The organism is Variovorax sp. 679, from assembly GCF_003952185.1.
GTDB lineage: Bacteria > Pseudomonadota > Gammaproteobacteria > Burkholderiales > Burkholderiaceae_C > Variovorax.
Genome location: NZ_RXFS01000022.1, coordinates 16,351 through 40,398 on the forward strand (window position 1 = coordinate 16,351; position 24,048 = coordinate 40,398).

Consider the following 24,048-nt stretch of genomic DNA (forward strand, 5'->3'; position numbering starts at 1 on the left):
TGCGTGCCGCCCTCACGGCCGTGCCGCGCGCGGCGGCAGGCAGAGGGACAGCAGCCGTTCGAGCAGGCCCGAGCGGGACGGCACATCGAACGCGCGGCCTCCGACCTCCACGCAGCGGCGGCGAGCCGCGCGTGTCAGGTGACGGAAGACTTGCTCGCGCTGCCAGGCAGGCAGCGTCGAGAGCGCGTCGGCGATGACGCGCCCGGAACGGAGCGAGAGGTTGGCCGCGAAGGCGGCGGGGCCGTGGCTCTGCAGCAGTGCCTGCAGAACACGGGGACGGCGATGGGCCAGCGCGACGTGCAGCGCGCAGCCCAGGGTCTCACGGCGGTGCGAGAGGGCGAACATGACGAGGGCTCCTGCGGCATCGGCGCGCAGGAGTCCTCACGCCCGGGTTCAGGCGAGTCGAGGCCTCCGGGGCAGCGCCGGATGCGGGTTCATTGAATGGGTCGGAGGAATGGCGGGCGCGCGCGAGCGCCAACTAGGGTCTGGGTCCATGGTCTTCTCCTCGGGCTCTCTCGAACCGGTTGATGCAACGGAAGCCCCGATGCACGGACGCGCGCGCAGCCGCCGCCCGCAGGCAGACCGAAGATCGCGAACGCGATCGGGCCGCCCCGGGCGGAAGGGTGAGTGAACTGGACGTGAGGAGATGGGCGCGACACCAAGGCTCCATGGGGAGCCGGGCATCGGCAAAGGGCTGAGGTCGGCGCGGCGACCTTCAACCCGGGGAGCGGGTGTTCAGGCGGCCGGGCAGGCAACAGCGGCCATCAAGGCACGCTCTGCATCACTGCTGCAACAACTGGCACTGTCCACGCAAGGTGCTCCAAAAAACAAGATGCGCGGATTATTGCGATGCAGCAATGAGAGCGTCAACAAAAATTCACAACTGTTTTTGATTTGTGGTCGATGGGATGCATCGGTCTCGAAGTGGCTCTGGCCGTGGCTTCGCGAGGCATGCCTTTTATTTGGGCAGCGGTTCCGGCCGGCTCGTCACCACGGCCGACGTGGCCGGTCGCGTCAACCCCAGCGCGCCTTCGAGCATGCGCATGATGGTCTCGCGCGCCAGGTCGAAGTCGGCCGGCTCCAGCGCCTTCTTGCCGAGCAGCATGCGCATCTGCCACGCGAAGTCGGCATAGGTCTGCGTCATGGCCCACAGCGTGAACAGCAGGTGCGCCACGGGCAGCGGCGCGGCATGGCCGGTGCTCATCCAGCGATGCAGCACGGCGGCTTCGGCACGGAATGCGGGTACCAGCTTGGCCTCGATGTCGTCGCCGCACTGCGGCGCCTGCGAGATGATTTCCTGCGCGAAGAGGCGCGAACCCGAGGGATGGTCGTACGAGAACTGCAGCTTCTGCGTGACGTAGCGCTCCAGCGCGGCATGCGGCTCCAGGTCAGCCGCGGCCAGGCTGTCGAGGTTGGACAGCCACGAGTCGAGCACGTCGTTGAAAACGCGCCGGTACAGCGCCTTCTTCGAGGGGAAGTAGTACAGCAGGCTCTGCTTCGATATGCCGGCCTCGGCCGCGATGTCGTCGATGGAGACGCCGCCGTAGCCCTGCAGCGCGAAGCGCTCCTGCGCGACGGCGAGGACGGCGCTCTCGATGTTCTGTCGACGGGCCTGGCGCTTGACCGCGGGTGGGCGAACGGCGCTCATGGGTTCTTCATCCGCGCAAGAAAGCGCACCAGCCGCTCGTCGCCGCACTGCGTGACGTTGAAGCGATACCACGCGAAGGGCTGGGGCGTGCCGCCGAAGTCGGTGGCAACCGCGAGGGGCAGGCCCTGCTTGCGCGCCTCCTGCAGCACCGCGTCGGCGGACGGCCTAGGCTCGCTGCCGGGCGGCCAGCCCGCACAGAGGAACGGGCCACCGTCGGGCACATGGAGCGCCTGCAGGCCGGCGCCGGTCAGCAGCGACAGCGTGCGCTCGCCCGCGATCTTCAGCGCGGTGTTGAGCTTCTGCAGGAAGCGCGGGTAGCCCGCATCGGACAGCACCTCGCAGGCCACGCGCTCCTCGAACTCGCTCGGCCCCAGCGTGGTGTGCAGGCAGCGCAGCGCGGCGTCGTCGCACCAGCGCTGCGGCAGCAGCACATGGGCCAGCCGCAGCCTGGCCGACAGCGTGGTCGACACGCTGCCGATCTGCGCCACGCGCTGCAGCCCGTCCATTGCCGCGAGGCTGGGCGCCTGCAGCGGCGAGAGACTCCGCCAAGTGTCGAGTTCGACCACGCGCAGGTCGTGCCGCTCGGCCGCCTGCAGCGCCTGGTGCGCACCCTGCGGGCTCATGCAGATGCCGAGCGGGTTCGACACCGCCGTCGACACGAACAGCAGGCGCCTGCGCGCTTCGCAGGGCAGTTGCGGCGCGAAGCCGTCGAGTGCCGCGATGTCGAGGCAGCCGCCGCGCCGAGGCACTTCGAGGATGCGCCGGCCCAGCGTGAGGACCAGGTTGCGCAACTGGCGGGACGCGGGCGACTCGACCAGTACCGCGTCACCGGGCTCGGTCCACGCCTGCAGCAGGCACATGGCGGCGCCAAGGCTGCCTGCGGCCGTCATGACCTGCTGCGGCACCAGGGCGGGCAGTTCGGTGCGATGGCGCGCAGCGATCAACTCGCGCAGGCGCGTCAGGCCGAAGCCGGGCCGCGCGCCGCCGTCCCACTCGGGGGCCGTGCGTGCGACGCGACGCATCGCTTCGCGCACCAGGTCGTCGCCGCGGTACTCGGGCGGTGGCGGGCGTTCGTTGCCCTGCGATGCGTCGGCGATGCGCGGCACCGTCTCGGGCTCATCGGCCACGCGCGCGGGACGGTGCAACACGTAGTAGCCGCTGCCCGGCCGCGAAGCCAGCACGGAGCGCGCACGCAGCGCGCTGTATGACTCGGTGACGGTGAAGGTGCTGATGCCGAGCTTGCCCGCCAATGCGCGCACCGAAGGCATCTTGGTGCCGGGTGCGAGACGCCCGTCGCTCACACGCAGTTCGACCCCAACCACCAGGCGTTGCGCCAGCCCGAGGCCGGGGGCGGCGTCGTCCATCTCGCCCATCAGGCCCTGCATCCATCCGGCGCCGGCCTGCGCCGGTTTGAGCAACGCCGTGGCGCTGCCGCGTGAACCTTGCATCGCTGTGTCTCCTTGGGAACCCATGTGGCAACCATGCATGCGGCGGTGCAGGAAAGGGTTTGCCCTGAGGAACTGTGCTGGGCGGCGGACCAAACGGTGCGCCCGGCGGCGGCAAACACTTTCTCGCTTGCCGCTTCAACTGTGTATGGGCGGCACCCCTCGTTTGCTGAATCATCGCGACATTCGACCACTTGGTCAAACTTCACGAGGGCTCGATCCCTCGTGTCGAAACAGATCCCCACCACGATCCTGGAGCCTGAACGCCCATGAGCAGCACGATGAATCCCGTCGCTCCCACCGCACATCTCGCGTCAGATGTGCGGGCGGGCCGCCTCGACCCCGCGCAGTACGCCAAGAACTTCTGCGACGCCCATCCGCCATTGAACGTGGTGCAGGCCAACATCGAGGCCGAGCGCTGCTACTACTGCTACGACGCGCCGTGCCAGACGGCCTGCCCCACGGGCATCGACATTCCCACCTTCATCCGCCGCATCGCCGACGGCAACCTGCGCGGCGCCGCGCGCACCATCCTCGAAGAGAACCCGCTGGGCGGCATGTGCGCCCGCGTCTGCCCTACCGAGGTGCTGTGCGAGCAGGCCTGCGTGCGCAACACCAACGAGAGCAAGCCGGTGGAAATCGGCCTGCTGCAGCGGCACGCGACCGATGCCTTCTTCGAGAAGCCCGGCACGCCGCTGTTCGTGCGCGCGGCCGACACCGGCCGGCGCGTGGCGGTGGTCGGCGCGGGCCCGGCCGGCCTGGCCTGCGCGCACCGGCTCGCGGTGCTGGGCCACCAGGTGGTGCTGTTCGATGCGCGGCCCAAGCTCGGCGGCCTCAACGAATACGGCCTGGCCAGCTACAAGACGGTGAACGGTTTCGCGCAGCGCGAGATCGAGTGGCTGCTGTCGGTCGGCGGCATCGAGGTGCGCTGCAACCACGCGCTGGGCCGCGAGCTGCACCTGGATGCGCTGGCCGCCGAGTACGACGCGGTGTTCCTCGGCCTCGGCCTGGCCGGCGTGAACACGCTGGGCCTGGGCGAGCAGGCCGGCGTGCGCGACGCGGTCGACTTCATCGCCGAGCTGCGGCAGGCCGCCTCGCCGGCCGACGTGGCCATCGGCCGGCACGTGGTGGTGATCGGCGGCGGCATGACCGCGGTCGATGCCGCGGTGCAGTCGCGCAAGCTGGGCGCGGAAGACGTGAGCATCGTCTACCGCCGCGGCCAGGAAAGCATGGGCGCCTCGGCCGACGAGCAGAGCTGGGCCAAGGAAAACGGCGTGCGCATCATCCACTGGGCCGCGCCCAAGGCCCTGCGCGCCAAGGGCGGCGTGCTGCGCGGCATCGACTTCGCGCGCACCGCTCTGGAGGGCGGCAAGCTGGTCGAGACCGGCGAAAGCCTCGCGCTGCAGGCCGACATGGTGCTGTGCGCCATCGGCCAGAGCTTCATTGCCACGGTGCTCGAGGACGGCGGCGTGCAGCTACAGGGCGGGCGCATCAGCACCGACACCGAAGGCCGCAGTTCGCGGTCCAAGGTATGGGCCGGCGGCGACGCACGCTTCGGCGGACGCGACCTCACGGTCGAGGCGGTGGAAGACGGCAAGCAGGCCGCGCTGTCCATCGACCGGCATCTGCGCGCGGCCTGAAGCAGCGCCCGCCGCCCTTCTTCACACTCCCTTTCATCCAGCGTCGCACACGGCCGCGATACACGGCCGCGACAGGAGCATTTCATGGCAGACCTGAGCATCGACTTCGTGGGCATCCGCAGCCCCAACCCTTTCTGGCTCGCTTCCGCGCCGCCGACCGACAAGGAGATCAACGTGGTGCGCGCCTTCGAGGCCGGCTGGGGCGGCGTGGTCTGGAAGACCGTGGGCGAAGACCCGAACGTGGTCAACGTGCACGGGCCGCGCTATGCCGTGTCCTATGCGGCCGACCGGCGCGTGACCGGCTTCAACAACATCGAGCTGATCTCCGACCGGCCGCTGCGCACCAACCTGGAGGAGATGACGCGCGTCAAGCGCAACTGGCCCGACCGCGCGCTGGTGGCCTCGGTGATGGTGCCGTGCACCGAAGAGTCGTGGAAGAACATCCTGCCGATGGTCGAAGACACCGGCTGCGACGGGCTGGAGCTGAACTTCGGCTGCCCGCACGGCATGAGCGAGCGCGGCATGGGCGCGGCCGTGGGCCAGGTGCCCGAGTACATCCAGATGGTGGCCGAGTGGTGCAAGCACTACTCGAAGCTGCCGCTGATCGTGAAGCTCACGCCCAACGTGGCCGACATCCGCCCCGCCGCGCGCGCCGCGAAGAAAGGCGGCGCCGACGCGGTGAGCCTCATCAACACCATCAACTCGATCATGGGCGTGGACCTGGACGCCATGGCCATGTTCCCCAACACCGGCGGCATGGGCTCGCACGGCGGCTACTGCGGCCCCGGCGCCAAGCCGATCGCGCTGCACATGGTGGCCGAGATCGCGCGCGATGCGCAGACCGCGGGGCTGCCCATCTCGGGCATCGGTGGCGTCTCGACCTGGCGCGACGCGGCGGAATTCATCGCGCTGGGCAGCGGCTCGGTGCAGGTGTGCACCGCCGCCATGGTGTACGGCTTCAAGATCGTGCAGGACCTGTGCGACGGCCTTTCCAACTTCATGGACGAGAAGGGCTACCAGAGCCTCGAGCAGCTGCGCGGCCGCGCCATCGGCAGCATCACCGACTGGAAGGAGCTCAACCTCAACCACGTCGACAAGGCCGTGATCCACCAGGACGCCTGCATCCAGTGCGGCCGCTGCCACGTGGTGTGCGAGGACACCTCGCACCAGGCCATCACCGCCACCAAGGACGGCATGCGCTACTTCGAGGTGAAGGAAGAAGAGTGCGTCGGCTGCAACCTGTGCGTGTCGATCTGCCCGGTGCCCGGCGCGCTGTCGATGCGCACCCTGAAGCCCGGCGAGGTGGACGCGCGCACCGGCCATCCGGTGGTGGCGCAGTACGCCAACTGGACCACGCACCCGAACAACCCGATGCGCGCCGACCGGCACGCCTGAGCAAGGACACGAACCCGGCGCAGACCGGGCGACGGCAGGAGGGGAACGACAACACGGCAAAGACCACAACACACGTTCAGGAGACAACCCACATGACGACCCCATCGCACGGCGGCGCGCCCGCCGCCAACCTCTGGAACGAAGACCTCGCGCCCACCACGCTGGCGCAGCGAACGTGGCGCTGGTACCACTTCGCGGCACTGTGGGTGGGCATGGTCATGTGCATTCCCGCCTACACGCTGGCGGCCAGCCTGATCGAGGGCGGCATGTCGTGGTCGCAGGCGGTGCTCACGGTGTTCCTCGGCAACGCGATCGTGCTGGTGCCGATGCTGCTGATCGGCCACGCCGGCGCGAAGTACGGCATTCCGTACGCGGTGATGGCGCGCGCGTCCTTCGGCACCCGCGGCGCGCGGCTGCCGGCCCTGCTGCGCGCCATCGTGGCCTGCGGCTGGTACGGCATCCAGACCTGGTTCGGCGGCGAGATGATCTACACGCTGGTCGGCGTGCTCATGGGCCAGCCGCTGGGCGGCGACAAGCTGCCGGTGCTCGGCATCAACGGCGCGCAGCTCGTGTGCTTCATGATCTTCTGGGCGATACAGCTGTACTTCGTGGTGCACGGCATCGAGTCGATCCGCCGGCTGGAGACCTACACCGCGCCGCTGAAGATCATCGTGTGCATCGCCCTGCTCTACTGGGCGGTGCAGCGCGCGGGCGGGCTGGGGCCGATCTTCGAGCAGCCCTCGCAGTTCGAGCCCGGCGGCAAGAAGGCCGGGTTGTTCTGGGCCGTGTTCTGGCCGTCGCTCACGGCCATGGTGGGCTTCTGGGCCACGCTGGCGCTGAACATTCCCGATTTCACGCGCTTCTCGCGCTCGCAGCGCGACCAGGTGGTGGGCCAGGTGATCGGCCTGCCCGCGCCCATGGGCCTGCTCGCGATGATGGCGGTGATGGTCACCTCGGCCACCGTGGTGATCTACGGCAAGGCGCTGTGGGACCCGGTGGACCTGGCCAGCCGCATGACCGGCGCGGCGGTGCTGATCGCGCTGATCATCCTGCTGATCGACACGGTGAGCGTGAACCTGGCGGCCAACCTGGTGGGCCCGGCCTACGACTTCTCGGCCCTCAACCCGGAGAAGATCTCCTACCGCAAGGGCGGCTACATCACCGCCGGCATCGCCATCGTGATGATGCCGTGGAAGGTGCTGGAGACCACGCAGGGCTACATCTTCACCTGGCTCATCGGCTACTCGGCGCTGCTGGGGCCCGTGGCCGGCATCCTGATCGCCGACTACTACCTGGTGCGCCGCAAGGAACTGGACGTCGACGCGCTCTACCGCGGCACCGGCCAGTACGCCTACGGCAACGGCTGGAACATGGCGGCCATCGTGGCCTTCGCGGTCGGCGTGCTGCCCAACATCCCGGGTTTCCTGAACGCGGCGTTTCCGTCGGCCGTTCCGTCGATGCCCGAGTTCTTCAAGACCATCTACACCTACGCGTGGTTCGTCGGCGTGGTGCTGTCGGCCATCGTGTACCTCGGCCTCATGAAGGCGCGCGCGCCGCGACTGCAGGGCGTGGCCGCGCCGCTCAAGAACCCCAGCTAGAAAAGGAACTCATGCCATGACCGTACTCATTCGCGGTGGCACGGTGGTCAACGCCGATGCCGAACAACGCGCAGACGTGCTCTGCGAAGGCGACAAGGTGGTGCAGGTCGGCGCCGGCCTGCAGGCACCCGCCGGCGCGCAGGTGATCGACGCCGGCGGCGCCTACGTGATGCCCGGCGGCATCGATCCGCACACGCACATGCAGCTGCCCTTCATGGGCACGGTCGCGGCCGACGACTTCTTCAGCGGCACCGCGGCGGGCCTGGCCGGCGGCACCACCAGCATCATCGACTTCGTGATTCCCGACCCGCAGCAACCGCTGATGGACGCCTTCCGCATGTGGCGCGGCTGGTCGGAGAAGTCGGCCGGCGACTACAGCTTCCACGTGGCCGTGACCTGGTGGAGCGACAGCGTGCACAAGGACATGGGCGAGCTGGTGCACGAGCATGGCGTGAACAGCTTCAAGCACTTCATGGCCTACAAGAACGCGATCATGGCCGACGACGAGATCCTGGTGAAGAGCTTCCAGCGCGCGCTGGAGCTCGGCGCCATGCCCACGGTGCACGCGGAGAACGGCGAGCTGGTCGCGATGCTGCAGCAGCAGTTGCTGGCGCAGGGCATCCGCGGGCCGGAGGGCCATCCGCTGTCGCGCCCGCCGATGGTGGAGGCCGAGGCCGCCAACCGCGCCATCGCCATCGCCGACGTGCTGGGCGTGCCGATCTACGTGGTGCACGTGTCGTGCGGCGAGGCGCTCGATGCCATCACCCGTGCCCGCGCGCGCGGCCAGCGGGTGTACGGCGAGGTGCTGGCCGGCCACTTGGTGGTCGACGAAAGCGCCTACCGCGACCCCGACTTCACGCGCGCCGCCGCCCACGTGATGAGCCCGCCCTTCCGCTCGCGCGAGAACCAGGCCATGCTGTGGCGCGGCCTGCAGGGCGGCAACCTGCAGACCACCGCGACCGACCACTGCACCTTCTGCGCCCCGCAGAAGGCGGCCGGCCGCGACGACTTCACGAAGATTCCCAACGGCTGCGGCGGCGTGGAAGAACGCATGGCCGTGCTGTGGGACGCGGGCGTGAACACCGGCCGGCTCACGCCCTCGGAGTTCGTGCGCGTCACCTCGACCAACGCGGCGCAACTGTTCAACCTGTATCCGCGCAAGGGCGTGATCCAGGCCGGCGCCGATGCCGACATCGTGGTGTGGGACCCGAAGGCCACCAAGACGCTGTCGGTGAAGACGCAGCACTCGAAGAGCGACTTCAACATCTTCGAAGGCCGCGAAGTCATGGGCGTGCCCAAGCACACCCTGAGCGCCGGCCGCTGGGTCTGGCGCGACGGCGACCTGCGCGCCGAGCCCGGCACCGGCCGCTACCTCAAGCGCCCGGCCTTCGCGCCGATGTTCACCGCGCTGGAACGCTTCAAGCACCAGCATGCGCCCACGGCCGTGGCGCGCTGAAATTCCAAGGAGTCTTCGACATGAATGCAGTAGTGGAAAAGCAGGTGCTCAAGATCAACGGCGAGCGCCTGTGGAACTCGCTGATGGAGCTGGCGCGCATCGGCGCCACGCCCAAGGGCGGCGTCAAGCGACTGGCGCTGACCGACCTCGACAAGCAGGGGCGCGACCTCGTGGTGTCGTGGGGCAAGGAGGCGGGGCTGTCGATCACGGTCGACAAGATCGGCAACGTCTTCATGCGCCGCGAGGGCACCAACCCCGCGCTGCCGCCCATCGTGTCGGGCAGCCACATCGACACCCAGCCGACCGGCGGCAAGTTCGACGGCAACTACGGCGTGCTCTCGGCGCTGGAGGTGGTGCGCACGCTGAACGACCAGGGCATCCGCACCGAGGCGCCCATCGAGGTCGCTTTCTGGACCAACGAGGAAGGCTCGCGCTTCGTGCCGGTGATGATGGGCTCGGGCGTGTTCTGCGGCGCCTTCAGCCTGGAGCACGCCTACGCCGCGAAGGACACCGAAGGCAAGACGGTGCACGAGGAGCTGGAGCGCATCGGCTACGTCGGCCCGCAGACGCCGGGCGACCACCCCATCGGCGCCTATTTCGAGGCGCACATCGAGCAGGGCCCGGTGCTGGAAGACGCGGGCAAGGTGATCGGCGTGGTGCCGGCGGTGCTGGGGCTGTCGTGGTACGACTGCGTGGTCACCGGCATGGAGGCCCATGCGGGGCCGACGCCGATGCACCTGCGCCGCGACGCGCTGCAGGTGGCGACGCGGATCATGCAGGAGGTGGTGGCCATCGCCTACAGCTACCAGCCGTACGGCCGGGGCACGGTCGGCATGGTGCAGGTGCACCCGAACAGCCGCAACGTGATTCCGGGGCAGGTGAAGTTCTCCATCGACCTGCGCAACGTGAACGACGAGCTGCTGGACCGCATGCACGCGGAGATCCTCGCGTTCGTCGAACGCACGGCCCGCGAGACCGGCCTGGGCGTGACCATCGAGCGGGTGTCGTACATACCGCCCTGCCCATTCCACCCCGACTGCGTGGATGCGGTGCGGCGCGCGACCGAAGTGCTGGGCTACTCGACGATGGACGTGGTGTCGGGCGCGGGCCATGACGCGATCTACGCGGCGCGGCTGGCGCCGGCCGGCATGATCTTCGTGCCCTGCAAGGACGGCATCAGCCACAACGAGATAGAAGACGCGCAGCCCGACCACCTGACGGCCGGCTGCAACGTGCTGCTGCACGCGATGCTCGAAAGAGCCAAGCGCGTGGACTGAGGCTTCTTTCTTCTTACTGGTACGCCGCCAGCTCCTGCTTGGCGATGGCGTTGCGGTGCACCTCGTCGGGGCCGTCGGCCACGCGCAGGTGGCGCTCGTAGGCGTAGAAGTGGGTCAGCAGCGTGTCCTGGCTCAGGCCCATCGCGCCGAAGGCCTGCATGGCCCAGTCGACCACCTTCACGCAGTTGTTGGGCGTGAGCACCTTGATCATCGCGATTTCCTTCGCGGCGACCTTGTTGCCCACGGTGTCCATGCGGTAGGCGGCGTTGAGCACCATCCAGCGCGACTGCTCGATGAGCATGCGCGACTCGGCGATGCGCTCGCGCCACACGCCCTGTTCCGACAACGGCTTGTGGAAGGCGGTGCGCGAGACGAGGCGCTGGCACATCATCTCCAGCGCTGCCTCGGCCATGCCGATGGCGCGCATGCAGTGGTGGATGCGGCCGGGCCCGAGGCGGCCCTGCGCGATCTCGAAGCCGCGGCCCTCGCCGAGCAGGATGTTCTCGACCGGCACGCGCACGTTCTCGAACACGATCTCGGGGTGGCCGAAGGGCGGGTCGTACACGCCGAGCAGCGCCATGTCGCGCACGATGGTCACGCCGGGCGTGTTCTTCGGCACGAGGATCATCGACTGCTGCTTGTGGCGGTCTGCGTTGTCGGGGTCGGTCTTGCCCATCAGCACGAAGATCTCGCAGCGCTCGTTCATCGCGCCGGTGATGTACCACTTGCGGCCGTTGATGACGTACTCGTCGCCTTCGCGGCGGATGCTGCAGCGGATGTTGGTGGCGTCGCTCGAGGCCACCTCGGGCTCGGTCATGGCGAAGGAGGAGCGGATCTCGCCGGCCAGCAGCGGCTTGAGCCAGCGTTCCTGCTGCGCCTTGGTGCCGTAGCGCGCCAGCACTTCCATGTTGCCGGTGTCGGGCGCGGAGCAGTTGAAGATCTCGGAGCTCCAGTAGCGCCGGCCCATGATCTCGCACAGCGGGGCGTACTCGACGTTGCTGAGGCCCGGGCCGTGCTCCGACTCGGGCAGGAACAGGTTCCACAGCCCGCGCTCGCGCGCCTTGGCCTTCAGGCCGGCCATCATCGGCAGCTCGGCGTAGGGGCGGCCGGCGCGGGCGTTGGCGGCCAGTTCTTCCTCGTGGCGCTTCTCGTTCGGATAGACGAACTCGTCCATGAACCGGAGCAGTTCCTCGCGCAGCGCGATCACCCGGGGCGTGAATTCGAAATGCATGGTGCGTCCTTCAGCAACAGTCGATGTGCCTTGACGGTACGTCGCGCGCCGCGTTTCGCACGGTCTTCCGCGCGACAGCGGAGCCCCGGTGCTGTCACCTTCGCAGCAGCGGCCGGCGCGACAATGCAGGCATGACCGCCAGCTCACCGGATGCCTCGCCACGCCCCGCTTCGCCACGCCCCGTGCGGATGGCGGCCACCCTGATCGTCCTGCGCGACGGAAGCCAGGGCCTCGAGGTGCTGATGCTGCGGCGGGCCGAGAAGGCCAACGACCAGAACAGCGGCGCCAGCGTGTTTCCGGGTGGCGTGATCGATGCGCACGATCGTGGCCTGCACGGCTTCTGCAACGGCCTCGACGACGGTGCCGCGAGCGAACGCCTCGGCGTGCCCGAGGGTGGCCTGGACTACTACGCGGCCGCGATCCGCGAATGCTTCGAGGAAGCCGGCGTGCTGTTCGCGACCGATGGCGCCGGCCAGATCGTTGCACTGGACAAGCTGCCGCCCGACCAGCTCGCGACCATGCGACATGCAGCGGAACAAGGCACCGACGCGCTGCTCTCGCTGTGCGAGCAACATGGCTGGAAGCTCGCGACCGACCGGCTCGCCTACTTCTCCCACTGGCTCACGCCGCCGGGAATGCCGCGCCGCTTCGACACGCGCTTCTTTCTCGCGGCGATGCCCGAGGTGCAGAGCGTCCGTCCCGACGGCCGCGAAACGATCGAGCACATGTGGCTGCGCCCCGCGGAAGCAGTGGCCCCGGCGCGCGGGCTCAAGCTGATGAACGTGACGCGCCGCATCCTCGAAGGTCTCGCGCAGTTCGACAGCGTGGCCGGGCTCATGGCTCATGCGCACGGCCTGAAGCACATTCCGCGCGTCATGCCCCGGCTGGCGGACGGACCCGCGGGACGGCGGCCGGTGAACATGGAAGAGCCGTCATACGAGGAAGTCGGCCACCTCGATCCCGACGGCGAAGGCGGCGGGCGGTACGCGCACGAGGCCGGGCTGGTGACGCGGCTGTCGGCGCGGGTCGTGCGGGTCACAGGCGATGCTCAGGGCGCGCTGGCGCACAGCTACTTCGTGGGCACCGCGGGCGGCGATTGCGCGTTGATCGACGCGTTGCCCGCGAGCCCGGCGCACATCGAGGCACTCGTCGCGGCGGCGCCGGGGCGTGTGCGATGGCTGCTGTCGACACAGGCGATCACGGAAGAAACCACACGCGCGCTCGACGCATGGCCCGATGCTTCCACCTTGCCGCCCGGCGAACGGATCGAGCTCGGCGACGCCACGCTGCGCGTGCTGTTGGGCGACGGAGAAGCGCAGCCTCGCCGGTTCCTGCTGGTCGAAGAGAGGGTGCTGTTCACGGGCACGCCGGACGACCACGCGGCCGGCGAAAACGAAATCCGCTGGATCGCGCCGCGCCACGGCTTCCTGCACAGCCCACGCAAGTAGATAAATCTTCGGGCCGGCGCCACACGGCCGTGGCATGCATCGTGCAAGATCGGCCCATCATGCTTCCCCTGTCTCCCGACGCGCTGCGCCAGCAGCTGCGGTCTTTCGCTTCGCGCGCGCAGCCCGTGCGCATCCTCCTCACGCTCGGCAGTCTCATGGCGGCCTGCGCCTGGACCGGCCACCCCGATGCGGTGATTCCCCTCTTCCTCGGCGCCATCGCCAGCGCGCTCGCGGAAACCGATGACAGCTGGCGCGGCCGGCTGCGCGCGCAGTTGGTCACGCTGGGCTGCTTCGCGGCCATCGCGTTCGCGGTGGAAGCGGCCTTCGGCATGCCGCTGCTGTTCATCGCCGGACTTGCGCTCTCGGCCTTCTGCCTCACGATGCTCGGCGCGGTGGAAGCGCGCTACAAGGCGATCGCGTATGCGACGCTGATCCTCGCGATGTACGCCACGCTCGGCATCGAGAACATGGGCGCGCATGGCGTGACCCATCGCGGCAGGGAGCCCCTTCTGCTGCTGGCCGGTGCGGCCTGGTACGGCGTGTTCTCGGTGCTGTGGTGCGCGGCATTTCCGGCGCAGCCGGTGCAGGCACGGCTGGTGACGCTCTTCACGGTGCTGGGCAACTACGTGCGCTTCAAGGCCTCGCTGTTCGAGCCGCTGCGCGGCATCGACATCGAGCGCAAGCGGCTCGCGCTGTCGCAGCTCAACGCGGAAGTGGTGACCGAGCTCAACGCGGCCAAGGAAAGCATCTTCCGCCGCATCGGCGCGCGTGCGCCGACCGGGCGCATCTCGCGCTACCGGGGGCTCTACCTGATCGCGCAGGACGTGCACGAGCGCGCCAGCTCCTCGCACGATGACTACAACGCGCTTGCCGACGCCTTCTTCCACAGCGACCTGCTCTACCGCTGCCAGCGCGTGCTGGGCCTGCAGGGCCTGGCCTGCCAGCGACTGGCCGATTCGATCGCGCGGCGCGAGCCCTTCGAGGTGGGTCCGGAAACCGTGCAGGCGCTGGCCGACCTGCGCAGCGCCATCGAGCACGAACGCGCGCGGGCCGACACGCACGGGCGGCTGGTGCTGCTGGCCTCGGTGGAGGCGCTGGCGCGCAATCTCGCGCTGCTCGACGGCCAGCTCACGGGCGCCAGCCAACCCTCGGCACGCGCCGGCCGCACGGAGATGGGCCTGTTCGACCGCTCCCCGCGCTCGTGGCGCGACGCGGTCGAGCGTGTGCGGCGCCAGCTCACCGTGCGCTCGCCGCTCTTTCGACACGCCTTGCGGCTGTCGATCGCGCTGGTGGCAGGGTATGGCGTGATGCATGCCATCCACCCGGCACAGGGCTACTGGATCCTGCTGACCACGCTTTTCGTCTGCCAGCAGAGCTATGGCGACACCATCGCGCGCATGGGCCAGCGCATTGCCGGCACGGCGCTCGGCGTGGTGGCGGGATGGGCGCTGCTGCAGCTCTTTCCGCAACCGCTGGTGCAGTCGGTGCTCGCGGTGGCGGCGGGCGTGCTGTTCTTCGCGACCCGCACCACGCGCTACCTGCTGGCCACCGCTTCGATGACGCTGCTGGTGCTGATGTGCTTCAACCAGGTCGGCGACAGTGGCGTGCTGCTGGTGCCGCGGCTGGTCGACACCGCCATCGGCAGCGCGATCGCCGGGCTGGCCGTGCTTCTGGTGCTGCCGCACTGGCAGGCACGGCGCATCAACGAACTGGCCGCCGCCGCCATGCGCGGCCATGCCGGCTACCTGCGGCAGATCGTCGTGCAGTACCGCACCGGCGCGCGCGACCACCTCGACTACCGGCTGGCGCGGCGCAACGACCACAACGCGGATGCGGCGCTGTCCACCGCGGTGTCGGACATGTTCCGCGAGCCGGGCTACGTGCGGCCGCGCGCGGGGGTGGCGCTGCGCTTCCTGATCCGCTCGCACACGCTGCTGAGCTATCTCTCGGCATTGGGCGCGCATCGCGCGGCGCTGCCCGATTCGGCGCAGATGGCGGTGCTGCACGCATCGGCAGAAGGGGCGATCGCGGCGCTGGAAGCGCTGGCGGCCGGGCTGGAAAAGGGCGTTGCGGGCGATCCGGCCGCGAATCCGGCAGCCGAATCGGCCGCGCGCGCCGCGCTGGCCCAGGCCGTCGTGGCCGGCGAAGGCGGCGAGAACGGCGACCCGCAGGCGCGAACTTTCCATACCGAACTCGGTCTGATCTGGCTGCAGATAGACGCCCTGCGCACCCACGCGAGCGAATGGCTGCAGCCCGAAGGCAGCGAAACCACGACCGCGCCGGCCTGAGGAACATCCGTGCGATCAGGTCGGTTGAAATCGCCGCCGCGAAAAAACCCGGAGCGCGGCAGGTAAAATACCCCTACATGCCCCGCTGGTTTGCCGCTACCGTCCTTGCAATCATGCTGTCCTGCTACGGCTTTGCCGTGCTTGCCCACAGCATGATCGGTGCCGGCCATTCGCACGGCAATCCGCAGGCTGCAAAGGCTGCCCAGACGCTGGTCGTCAGCGTGGCCTTCACCGAACCCGCTGGCGCCAAGCTGCCGGCGGGCGATGCCGACAAGGCATCTGACGACGCCCTTTCCATCGACGAAGCCGGCTCCGAACATGCCGAACTGGTCGACGCACGCAACGGCGCGCCCGCGCTGCTGCACTTCACGGAACAGCCGCCGAAACTCGGCCTGACCACCATCGTCTCGCCGTTCCTGGCGCGACTCAAGCGCCCACCCCGGGCCGCTTCCTTCGTCGCCTAGGCCCCGAAGGCCTGCGTGACAGGGAGCCGCCATGGCTCCCCCTTTGCGATCCGGGCCGGCCGCCATCCGGCGGTGCCCGGCTCGCAGCCGCTACCCGACACCCCATTCACGGCCCTGTGCCACCTCGCGCGCCATTGCGTGCCGCGTAGCCGGAACAGGTCCAGCTTCAAGGAACCAACACAAAATGAACAACAGCCCTACCGCCTATCACGACAGCATCGATCTCCCGATCGCCTCGCCGCAGGAGCGCAACCGCGTCCTGCGCAACACCTACTGGCTGCTCGCGCTGTCGATGGTGCCCACCGTTCTCGGCGCCTGGATCGGCGTCTCCACCGGCTTCTCGCGCGCCATGTCGCCGGGCATCGGCCTGATGGTGTTCCTCGGCGGCGCCTTCGGCTTCATGTATGCCATCGAGAAGACCAAGGAAACCGCCGCCGGCGTGCCGGTGCTGCTGGCCTTCACCTTCTTCATGGGCCTGATGCTGTCGCGCCTGGTCGGCACCGTGCTCGGCCTGGCCAACGGCGCCAGCCTGGTGATGACGGCGTTCGCCGGAACCGGTGCGATCTTCTTCGGCATGGCCACGCTGTCGTCGGTCATCAAGCGCGACCTGTCGGGCATGGGCAAGTGGCTCTTCATCGGCGCCATCCTGCTGCTGGTGGCCGGCATCGCCAACTTCTTCCTGAAGTCGAGCGCGCTGATGATGACGCTGTCGGTCCTGGCCATCGGCATCTTCTCGGCCTTCATCCTGCACGACCTCAAGCGCGTGAAGGACGGCCTGGAGACCAACTACATCTCCGCCACGCTGGGTGTGTACCTCAGCATCTACAACGTCTTCCAGTCGCTGCTGGCCCTGCTGGGCATCGCCGGCGGCCGGGACGAGTAATTCCCCACGAAGGAAGGAAAACATCCCATGCGTCTCACCACCAAAGGCCGCTTCGCGGTCACCGCGATGATCGACATCGCCCTGCACGGCCGTTCGGGCCCCGTCACCCTGGCTTCGATCAGCCTGCGCCAGCGCGTGTCGCTGTCGTACCTAGAACTGCTGTTCGGCAAGCTGCGGCGCGCCAGCCTGGTCGAATCGACCCGGGGCCCGGGCGGCGGATATTCCCTGAGCCGCAAGGCGGCCGAGATTTCCGTGGCCGACATCGTCCTCTCGATCGAGGAACACGATGCCGAAACCACCCACCGGCGCGATGCCGATGCGCCGGGCGAAACGGGCCGCTGCGAAATCGACGAGCTCTGGGCCACCGTGAACCTGCGGGCGGTCGAGTTCCTCAAGTCGATCTCGCTGCAAAGCCTGGTCGACGAGCAGAAGGCCAAGGGCGTGCAGGCCGCGGTGCGAACCGAAACCCGGCGTACGCCGGCCGGCCAGCCGGCCACGCGCAAGCCTTTCGTCGTCGACGCGCCGAACTCCGTGTTCGCGCTGGGACGGCGTCAGCAAAGCGCCAGCTAGCTCCGAGCCAGCCACCGCCATCGGGCCCACGCGGCAGGGCCCGCCGCCACGGATCGACGTGGCGGCGGGCTCTTGCCTGCGTGGGCCTTTTTCCTTGGGTCTTATCCCTCGGAACCCTCAGGAATCCTTCATGTTGCGTCGCAACACGGCAGGCACAATGCACCATAACAGTGCAAAACATCAAACATGCGCGACCCGGACGACTCCGGCTCGCGCCGCATCGCGTTCCCGGACAGCCATGACTTTCAAGCTCCTGTTCCCTCTTTCCCTGCTCGTGCTCGCCGCATGCGGCGCCAGGCAGGCCCCGGACACCGACGCCGCGCCCCCCGAAGTCGGCGTGATGGCGCTGCACGCGAGCGACGTGCCCGTGCACACCGAACTTTCGGGCCGCACGGCCGCATTCCGCGTATCCGAGGTACGGCCGCAGGTGAACGGCATCGTGCGCAAGCGGCTGTTCGAGGAAGGCAGCATGGTCCGCGCGGGCCAGGTGCTGTACGAGATCGAGCCCGGCCCCTTCGAGGCGGCGCACGAGCAGGCGCAGGCGACGCTCGCCACCGCGCAAGCCAGCATCGCGAGCCTGCGCGGCAAATCGGAGCGCTTCAGCGAACTGGTGAAGGCCAACGCCGTGAGCAGACAGGAGCACGAGGAGGCCCAGGCCGCGCTCGTACAGGCCGAGGCCGGCGTGAAAGCCGCGCAGGCGGCGCTGAAGGCGGCACGCATCAACCTCGAGTTCACGCGCATCGCCGCGCCCATTTCGGGCCGCATCGGCCGCTCCAGCGTGACCGAAGGCGCGCTGGTCGCGCCGGGCCAGGCCACGGAACTGGCGACCATCCAGCGCATCGACCCGATCTACGTCGACGTGGTGCAGTCGAGCCTCGAGCTCACGCGGCTCAAGCGCCGCTTCATCTCGGGCGACATGGCACCCGCGAGCACGCGCGTGAGCCTGCGCATGGAAGACGGCCTGCCCTACCCGCACGCCGGCACGCTGAAGTTCACCGAGGTGGCCGTCGATGCCGCGACCGGCTCGGTCACGCTGCGCGCGGAGTTCCCGAACCCGCAGGGGCTGCTGCTGCCCGGCATGTACGTGCGCGCGCAGGTCGAGTCCGGCGTGGAGCGCCAGGCCGTGCTCGCGCCGCAGCGCGGCGTGTCGCGCAACGAGAAGGGCGAGCCCACCGCGCTGGTGATCGGCGCCGGCGACAAGGTCGAGCTGCGTGCGCTCGAAGTGCGCAGCGCGGCGGGCGACCAGTGGATCGTGACCGGCGGCCTGCGCGAGGGCGACCGGCTCGTGGTCGACGGCCTGCAGCGCGCCCACCCCGGCGACAAGGTGACGCCCGTGCCGGTATCGGCCGCGGCAACGCCTTCTTCGGCAGATTGAGACAACCCCAGTGATCGCCAATTTCTTCATACAGCGGCCCGTCTTCGCATGGGTCATCGCCATCCTGATCATGCTGGCCGGCGGCGTGGCCATCCGTACGCTGCCGGTGTCGCAGTACCCGGACATCGCGCCGCCCACGGTCGTGGTCTCCGCCAACTACCCGGGCGCCTCGGCGCAGGCGGTGGAAAGCAGCGTCACGCAGGTCATCGAGCAGCAGCTCAAGGGCATCGACGGCTTGCTGTACTTCAAGTCGACCAGCAGCTCGGCCGGCTGGGCCGAGATCAACGTCACCTTCCGCCAGGGCATCGACCCCGACACCGCGCAGGTGCAGGTGCAGAACAAGGTCAGCCAGGCCACCAGCCGCCTGCCGCAGGCGGTGCAGCAGCAGGGCGTGACGGTCGCGAAGTCGCAGAACAACTTCCTGCTGATCGTGGCGCTCTACGACGAGACCGGCCGCCGCACCGACACCGACGTGGCCGACTGGATGGCCAGCAACATGCGCGACCCGATCAGCCGCGTCGACGGCGTGGGCTCGGTGCAGGCCTTCGGCGCTGCGTATGCAATGCGCATCTGGCTCGACCCGCACCGGCTCGCGAGCTACCAGCTGATGCCCTCGGACGTGACCGCCGCCATCGCCGCGCAGAACACGCAGGTGTCGGTCGGCGAGATCGGCGCGCGGCCCTCCTCCGCGAAGCAGCAGCTCAACGCCACCGTGACCGCGCTGTCTCGCCTGCAGACGCCCGCGCAGTTCCGCGACATCGTGCTGAAGACGCAGGCCGACGGCGCGGTGGTGCGCCTGGGCGACGTGGCGCGGGTGGAGATGGGCAGCGAGTCGTACGCCGAGACCACGCGCCTGAACGGCCACCCCGCGGCCGGCGCGGCGGTCATGCTGGCGCCGGGCGCGAACGCGCTCACCACCGCCAGCGCGGTGAAGGCGCGCATGGCCGAGATGGAGCCTTCGTTGCCGGCCGGCCTGCGCGTGGCCTACGCGGAGGACACCACGCGCTTCGTGAAGATCTCGATCAGGTCGGTCATCAAGACGCTGCTGGAGGCCATCGCGCTGGTGGTGGTCGTGATGTACCTGTTCCTGCAGAACTGGCGCGCCACCGTCATCCCGGCCATCACCGTGCCGGTGGTGCTGCTGGGCACCTTCGGCGTGCTCGCGGCCTTCGGCTATTCGATCAACGTGCTCACGCTCTTCGGCATGGTGCTGGCCATCGGCCTGCTGGTGGACGACGCCATCGTGGTGGTGGAGAACGTCGAGCGCGTCATGCACGAGGAAGGGCTCGACCCCAAGGCGGCCACCATCAAGTCGATGAAGGAAATCACCGGTGCGCTGGTCGGCATCGCGGTGGTGGTGTCGGCGGTATTCCTGCCGATGGCCTTCTTCGGCGGCTCGGTGGGCGTGATCTACCGGCAGTTCTCGGTGACCATCATCGCGTCGATGGCGCTTTCTGTGGTGGTCGCCATCGTGCTGATCCCGGCGCTGTGCGCGCGCTTCCTGAAGGCCGGCGACGCGCCGCGCACGCGCGGCTTTCTCGGAGCCTTCAACCGGCGCTTCGACGCTGCGCAGGGCCGCTACGTCGGCCTGCTGGGCCGCATCCTGCGCAAGCCGCTGCGCTTCACGGCCGTGTACGCGGCCATCGTGGCCGGCATGGGCGCGCTGTACCTGAGCCTGCCCGGCGGCTTCCTTCCCGAGGAGGACCAGGGCAGCGTGATGGTGCAGCTCACGCTGCCGGCCGGCGCCACCAGCAGCCGTACCGACGCGGTGAACCGCGCGGTCGAGAAGCACTTCCTGGAAGCCGAGAAAGACACGACCGACACCATCTTCACGCTCACGGGCTGGAGCTACGGCGGCTCGGGGCAGAACATGGGCATGGCCTTCGTCTCGCTCAAGGACTGGTCGGAACGCAGGCACGCGAACCTGCGCGCGCAGGCCATCGTCGAGCGCGCGGGCACCGCGCTCTCGAAGCAGCAGCGCGACGCCGAGGTCTACGGCATGGTGCCGCCGCCCATCGAGGGGCTGGGCGCATCCAACGGCTTCGAGTTCTGGCTGCAGGACACCTCGGGCATGGGCGCCGAGCGGCTGGTGCAGGCACGCGAATCGCTCGTGGGCGACGCGAAGAAAGACCCGCGCCTGCAGTCCGTGCGCGCCAACGGCGTGGCCGGCACGCCGCAGCTGCAGATCGACATCGACCAGATCAAGGCTTCGGCGCTGCGCCTGTCGCTGGACGACGTGAACAACACGCTGGGCATTGCCTGGGGAGGCAGCTACGTCAACGACTTCATCGACCGCGGCCGCGTCAAGCGCGTGTACGTGCAGGCCGATGCGCCCTACCGCTCCGACCCGGACGACATCCGCCAGTGGTTCGTGCGCGGCGCGACCGGCGCGATGACGCCGTTCTCGGCCTTCGCCACCACCCGCTGGTCGCACGGCGCGCCGCAGCTGGAACGCTACAACGGCCTGCCCGCGGTGCAGATCCAGGGCGCGGCCGCGCACGGCACGAGCTCGGGCACGGCAATGGCGGCGATCGAAAGCATCGCGAAGAAGCAGCGCGGCACGGGCCAGGCATGGAGCGGCCTGTCGTACCAGGAGCGGCTCTCGGGCGGGCAGGCGCCGCTGCTGTTCGCGCTGTCGATCCTGGTCGTGTTCCTCTGCCTGGCCGCACTGTACGAAAGCTGGTCGGTGCCGTTCTCGGTGATGCTGGTGATTCCGCTGGGCGTGCTCGGCGCGGTCATCGCCGCATCGCTGCGCGGGCTGTCGAACGACATCTACTTCCAGGTCGGCCTGCTCGCGACCATCGGGCTGTCGGCGAAGAACGCGATCCTGATCATCGAGTTCGCGGAAGCAGCGCTGCGCCGCGGCGTGCCGCTGCTCGACGCGGTGGCCGAAGGCGCACGCCTGCGGCTGCGGCCCATCCTGATGACTTCGCTGGCCTTCCTGGCCGGCGTGGTGCCGCTGGCGCTGGCCAACGGCGCGGGTTCGGCGAGCCAGGTGGCCATCGGCACGGGCGTGTTCGGCGGGGTGCTGGCCGCGACCATGCTGGGGATCTTCTTCGTGCCGCTGTTCTATCTGCTGGTGAAGCGGGCGGCCGCCCGGCTCTACAGGCGCGGCAGCGTCGCGGCGGCTTCCTGAGGAACCGTCGTCGTCAGCTCTTTCCGGCAGCGGGCGAGCGCCCCGGCAAGCCTGGCAGGGTCCATCCGAAGGTCATGCCCGCCGCGGCGATCAGGATGGCCGCCGCGCCCACCACCTGCAATGCGCCCAGCCGCTGGCCGAAGGCGACGTAGTCGACACCGATCGCCACCAGCGGATAGATGAACGACAGCGCCCCCGCCACCGGCGTCGAGAGCTTCTGCAGCGCCCCATACAGCAGCACGAACACCAGCCCCGTGTAGATCACGCCCATGGCGAGGTGCACGCCCCACGTGGCCGCGTCGGCGGGCAACGACTTCAGGTTCGCAAAGGGCGCGAGCATCACGATGCCGACGCAGACCTGGATCAGCGCGATGAGATGCGGCGCGATGCCGTCGAGCTTCTTCGCGACCAAGGCCGCCACCGCGTAGCAGAAGGCCGCGCCCAGCGCCATCAGCACACCGACGAAATAGGACGAGCCCCCCGCGCCGCCGCCGGACTTGGCCTGCGCCACCAGCACCACGCCGGCGAAGGCGATGCACAGCCAGATCGCCTTCATCGCGGTCAGCCGTTCGGACAACAGCAGCGCGCCGAGCGCGACCAGCATGAATGGCTGCGTGTTGTAGACGGCAGTGGCTATCGAGATCGACGCGTGCGAGAAAGAGGCAAAGATCAGCACCCAGTTGACGACCAGCGCCACGCCACCGAATGCGGCCAGCGCAAACTGGCGCAGCGTCAGGCCGCGCCGCAGCAGCCCCAGCGCGAAGCACACGACCAGCAGCGAGGCCGCGCCGAACACGCAGCGCCAGAACAGCAGGTCGGGCAGCGGCTGGCCCGAGCGCACGACGAACCATCCGATGGTTCCTGAAATCACCATGGCCGCGCTCATCTCCAGCGCGCCGCGAAGCTGTGTCTGCATGTCTGATCCGAACGGCGGAAAGGAAGGAAGCAAGCGTGCCACGTCCGCTCCGGATTGGATATGCTTTAAATAAGGCAATCAACACCGATTGCCGTTCAAAATAAGCCGCTGCAGCCAATTCACCGGAGATCGACAACATGCTCGACCCCATCGACGAAGCCATCGTGCAGGCCCTCGCGGCCAATGCGCGGATGTCGCTGAAGGAACTGGCCCATCACGTGGGGCTGTCGTCGCCCAGCACGTCGGAGCGGCTGCGCCGGCTGGAGGAGCGCGACGTGATCCGCGGCTACACGCTGGACGTGAATCCGAAGGCGCTGGGCTACCAGTTCCAGGCCATCGTGCGCATCCGTCCGCTGCCCGGGCAGCTGCAGGCGGTGCAGAAGCTGATCGAGGGCACGCCGGAGTTCTGCGAGTGCGACAAGGTCACGGGCGAAGACTGCTTCGTCGCACGGCTGTTCCTGCAGTCGCTGGAGCAGCTCGACGGCATCCTCGACCGCATCGCGAGCAAGGCCGAGACCAACACATCCATCGTCAAGGCGCAGACGATCCGCAGGCGACTGCCACCCTTTCCGGGGCCATGAACAAGACGGATGAACGAGCGGGCGAAGGCTAGGGCCAGAACTGTTTCAGTATTTCGGCCAGCATGCTTTCCGCGAAGTCGCTGGTGTCCGCACCGCAGGCTTGTCCGCCGAGCTTCTCGTCCAAGGCGAGGTGCGCGAAGCCGTGCACCGCGGACCATGCCCCCAGCACCGCGGCCTGCGTGGCGCGGTTCAGCGGTTTCTTGCGTCCCCAGCCGGTGTAGTCGCGCATCGCCATCTCAAGCTCGGCGAAGGCCGCGTCGCTGGCCGCTTCCAGCCGTGCATCCTGCGACAGGCGGTCCTTGCGGAACATGAGCTGGAAGCGCGCCGGATAGGCCAGGGCAAACCGCACATAGCCCATGCCCTGCCCACGCAGGCGACGTGCGGGATCGGTGCCCCCTGTCTCGGTGCCCTCGCGCAGATAGCGCGTGAGTTCCTCGAAGCCGAGGACCGCCACTTCGGTCAGCAGCCCGGCCGCGCTGCCGAAGTGATGCGTGGGCGCGGCCGCCGATACACCCGCGCGACGTGCCGCCTCGCGCAGCGTGAAGCCTTCGATGCCACGCTCGGCCAGCAAGGTTTCCGTGGCCGCGATCAGCGCCGCGCGCAGATCGCCGTGGTGATAAGGAGCTGGCGCTTCCTCGATTTTCTTTGCCGCCATGACTGGTTGCCGTCTCCGGTCTTCAAAGGAAGAACTCTACCG

General features: G+C 68.8%; 19 protein-coding genes. 13 read left to right on the top strand and 6 right to left on the bottom strand.

Annotated features, from left to right (window positions below):
* Window positions 1–12: 12 nt before the first annotated feature.
* The 3 genes from EJO71_RS32905 to EJO71_RS32915 all read right to left on the bottom strand — a co-directional run bounded on the left by EJO71_RS32905 (window position 13) and on the right by EJO71_RS32915 (window position 3,096).
* A complete protein-coding gene (locus tag EJO71_RS32905) occupies window positions 13–345 on the bottom strand; it encodes a hypothetical protein (protein ID WP_125952866.1) in 333 nt (110 codons plus the stop codon).
* A gap of 613 nt (window positions 346–958) precedes the next feature.
* Entirely contained in the window at window positions 959–1,648 is a 690-nt protein-coding gene (locus EJO71_RS32910) for a TetR family transcriptional regulator C-terminal domain-containing protein (RefSeq protein WP_125952865.1), read from the bottom strand.
* On the bottom strand, window positions 1,645–3,096 hold the full coding sequence (locus EJO71_RS32915) for a PLP-dependent aminotransferase family protein (protein ID WP_164546967.1): 1,452 nt from the start codon (window positions 3,094–3,096) through the stop codon (window positions 1,645–1,647). Before EJO71_RS32915 ends, EJO71_RS32910 begins: the two co-directional genes overlap by 4 nt.
* 266 nt (window positions 3,097–3,362) lie before the next feature.
* Between EJO71_RS32915 and EJO71_RS32920 the strand changes: the two genes are divergently transcribed.
* From EJO71_RS32920 to EJO71_RS32940, 5 genes are all read left to right on the top strand, one after another.
* Window positions 3,363–4,733 (top strand): NAD(P)-dependent oxidoreductase, encoded by a 1,371-nt coding sequence (locus EJO71_RS32920; RefSeq protein ID WP_240651598.1) that lies wholly within the window; start codon window positions 3,363–3,365, stop codon window positions 4,731–4,733.
* 84 nt (window positions 4,734–4,817) lie between these two features.
* The gene (gene preA, locus EJO71_RS32925) at window positions 4,818–6,128 is read left to right on the top strand and encodes an NAD-dependent dihydropyrimidine dehydrogenase subunit PreA (protein ID WP_125952863.1); all 1,311 of its coding nucleotides are present in this window, start codon (window positions 4,818–4,820) and stop codon (window positions 6,126–6,128) included.
* A gap of 92 nt (window positions 6,129–6,220) precedes the next feature.
* On the top strand, window positions 6,221–7,726 hold the full coding sequence (locus EJO71_RS32930; protein ID WP_125952862.1) for an NCS1 family nucleobase:cation symporter-1: 1,506 nt from the start codon (window positions 6,221–6,223) through the stop codon (window positions 7,724–7,726).
* A gap of 16 nt (window positions 7,727–7,742) precedes the next feature.
* Window positions 7,743–9,182, top strand: coding sequence for a dihydropyrimidinase (gene hydA, locus EJO71_RS32935; protein WP_125952861.1), 1,440 nt, complete (start codon window positions 7,743–7,745; stop codon window positions 9,180–9,182).
* Between the two features lie 20 nt (window positions 9,183–9,202).
* Window positions 9,203–10,459 carry a Zn-dependent hydrolase gene (locus EJO71_RS32940; RefSeq protein WP_125952860.1) on the top strand — a complete coding sequence of 419 codons (1,257 nt, stop codon included), beginning with the start codon at window positions 9,203–9,205 and terminating at the stop codon, window positions 10,457–10,459.
* A gap of 13 nt (window positions 10,460–10,472) precedes the next feature.
* Here EJO71_RS32940 and EJO71_RS32945 read toward each other — a convergent pair whose 3' ends face one another.
* Window positions 10,473–11,690, bottom strand: a complete 1,218-nt coding sequence (locus EJO71_RS32945) for an acyl-CoA dehydrogenase family protein (RefSeq protein WP_125952859.1) — start codon at window positions 11,688–11,690, stop codon at window positions 10,473–10,475.
* Between the two features lie 131 nt (window positions 11,691–11,821).
* Between EJO71_RS32945 and EJO71_RS32950 the strand changes: the two genes are divergently transcribed.
* The 7 genes from EJO71_RS32950 (at window position 11,822) to EJO71_RS32980 (ending at window position 21,854) form a co-directional block, all read left to right on the top strand.
* Window positions 11,822–13,138 carry an NUDIX domain-containing protein gene (locus EJO71_RS32950; protein ID WP_125952858.1) on the top strand — a complete coding sequence of 439 codons (1,317 nt, stop codon included), beginning with the start codon at window positions 11,822–11,824 and terminating at the stop codon, window positions 13,136–13,138.
* A 59-nt stretch (window positions 13,139–13,197) separates the two neighbouring features.
* Window positions 13,198–15,426 carry a YccS family putative transporter gene (gene yccS, locus EJO71_RS32955; protein ID WP_125952857.1) on the top strand — a complete coding sequence of 743 codons (2,229 nt, stop codon included), beginning with the start codon at window positions 13,198–13,200 and terminating at the stop codon, window positions 15,424–15,426.
* Window positions 15,381–15,890, top strand: a complete 510-nt coding sequence (locus EJO71_RS32960) for a hypothetical protein (protein ID WP_240651597.1) — start codon at window positions 15,381–15,383, stop codon at window positions 15,888–15,890. The genes yccS and EJO71_RS32960 overlap by 46 nt, the downstream gene beginning before the upstream one ends.
* Before the next feature lie 184 nt (window positions 15,891–16,074).
* Entirely contained in the window at window positions 16,075–16,773 is a 699-nt protein-coding gene (locus EJO71_RS32965; RefSeq protein ID WP_093307377.1) for a Bax inhibitor-1/YccA family protein, read from the top strand.
* Window positions 16,774–16,800: 27 nt separating this feature from the next.
* On the top strand, window positions 16,801–17,343 hold the full coding sequence (locus tag EJO71_RS32970) for an Rrf2 family transcriptional regulator (protein ID WP_093209786.1): 543 nt from the start codon (window positions 16,801–16,803) through the stop codon (window positions 17,341–17,343).
* A 238-nt stretch (window positions 17,344–17,581) separates the two neighbouring features.
* The gene (locus EJO71_RS32975) at window positions 17,582–18,718 is read left to right on the top strand and encodes an efflux RND transporter periplasmic adaptor subunit (protein WP_125952856.1); all 1,137 of its coding nucleotides are present in this window, start codon (window positions 17,582–17,584) and stop codon (window positions 18,716–18,718) included.
* 10 nt (window positions 18,719–18,728) lie between these two features.
* On the top strand, window positions 18,729–21,854 hold the full coding sequence (locus tag EJO71_RS32980) for an efflux RND transporter permease subunit (protein ID WP_125952855.1): 3,126 nt from the start codon (window positions 18,729–18,731) through the stop codon (window positions 21,852–21,854).
* A 13-nt stretch (window positions 21,855–21,867) separates the two neighbouring features.
* Here the strand turns inward: EJO71_RS32980 and EJO71_RS32985 are convergent, their stop codons facing one another.
* Window positions 21,868–22,770: a DMT family transporter gene (locus EJO71_RS32985; protein WP_125952854.1), complete on the bottom strand. Its 903-nt coding sequence runs from the start codon at window positions 22,768–22,770 to the stop codon at window positions 21,868–21,870.
* Between the two features lie 137 nt (window positions 22,771–22,907).
* Between EJO71_RS32985 and EJO71_RS32990 the strand changes: the two genes are divergently transcribed.
* A complete protein-coding gene (locus tag EJO71_RS32990) occupies window positions 22,908–23,351 on the top strand; it encodes an Lrp/AsnC family transcriptional regulator (RefSeq protein WP_125952853.1) in 444 nt (147 codons plus the stop codon).
* Between the two features lie 28 nt (window positions 23,352–23,379).
* Here EJO71_RS32990 and EJO71_RS32995 read toward each other — a convergent pair whose 3' ends face one another.
* On the bottom strand, window positions 23,380–24,006 hold the full coding sequence (locus tag EJO71_RS32995) for a TetR/AcrR family transcriptional regulator (protein ID WP_125952852.1): 627 nt from the start codon (window positions 24,004–24,006) through the stop codon (window positions 23,380–23,382).
* Window positions 24,007–24,048 lie beyond the last annotated feature (42 nt).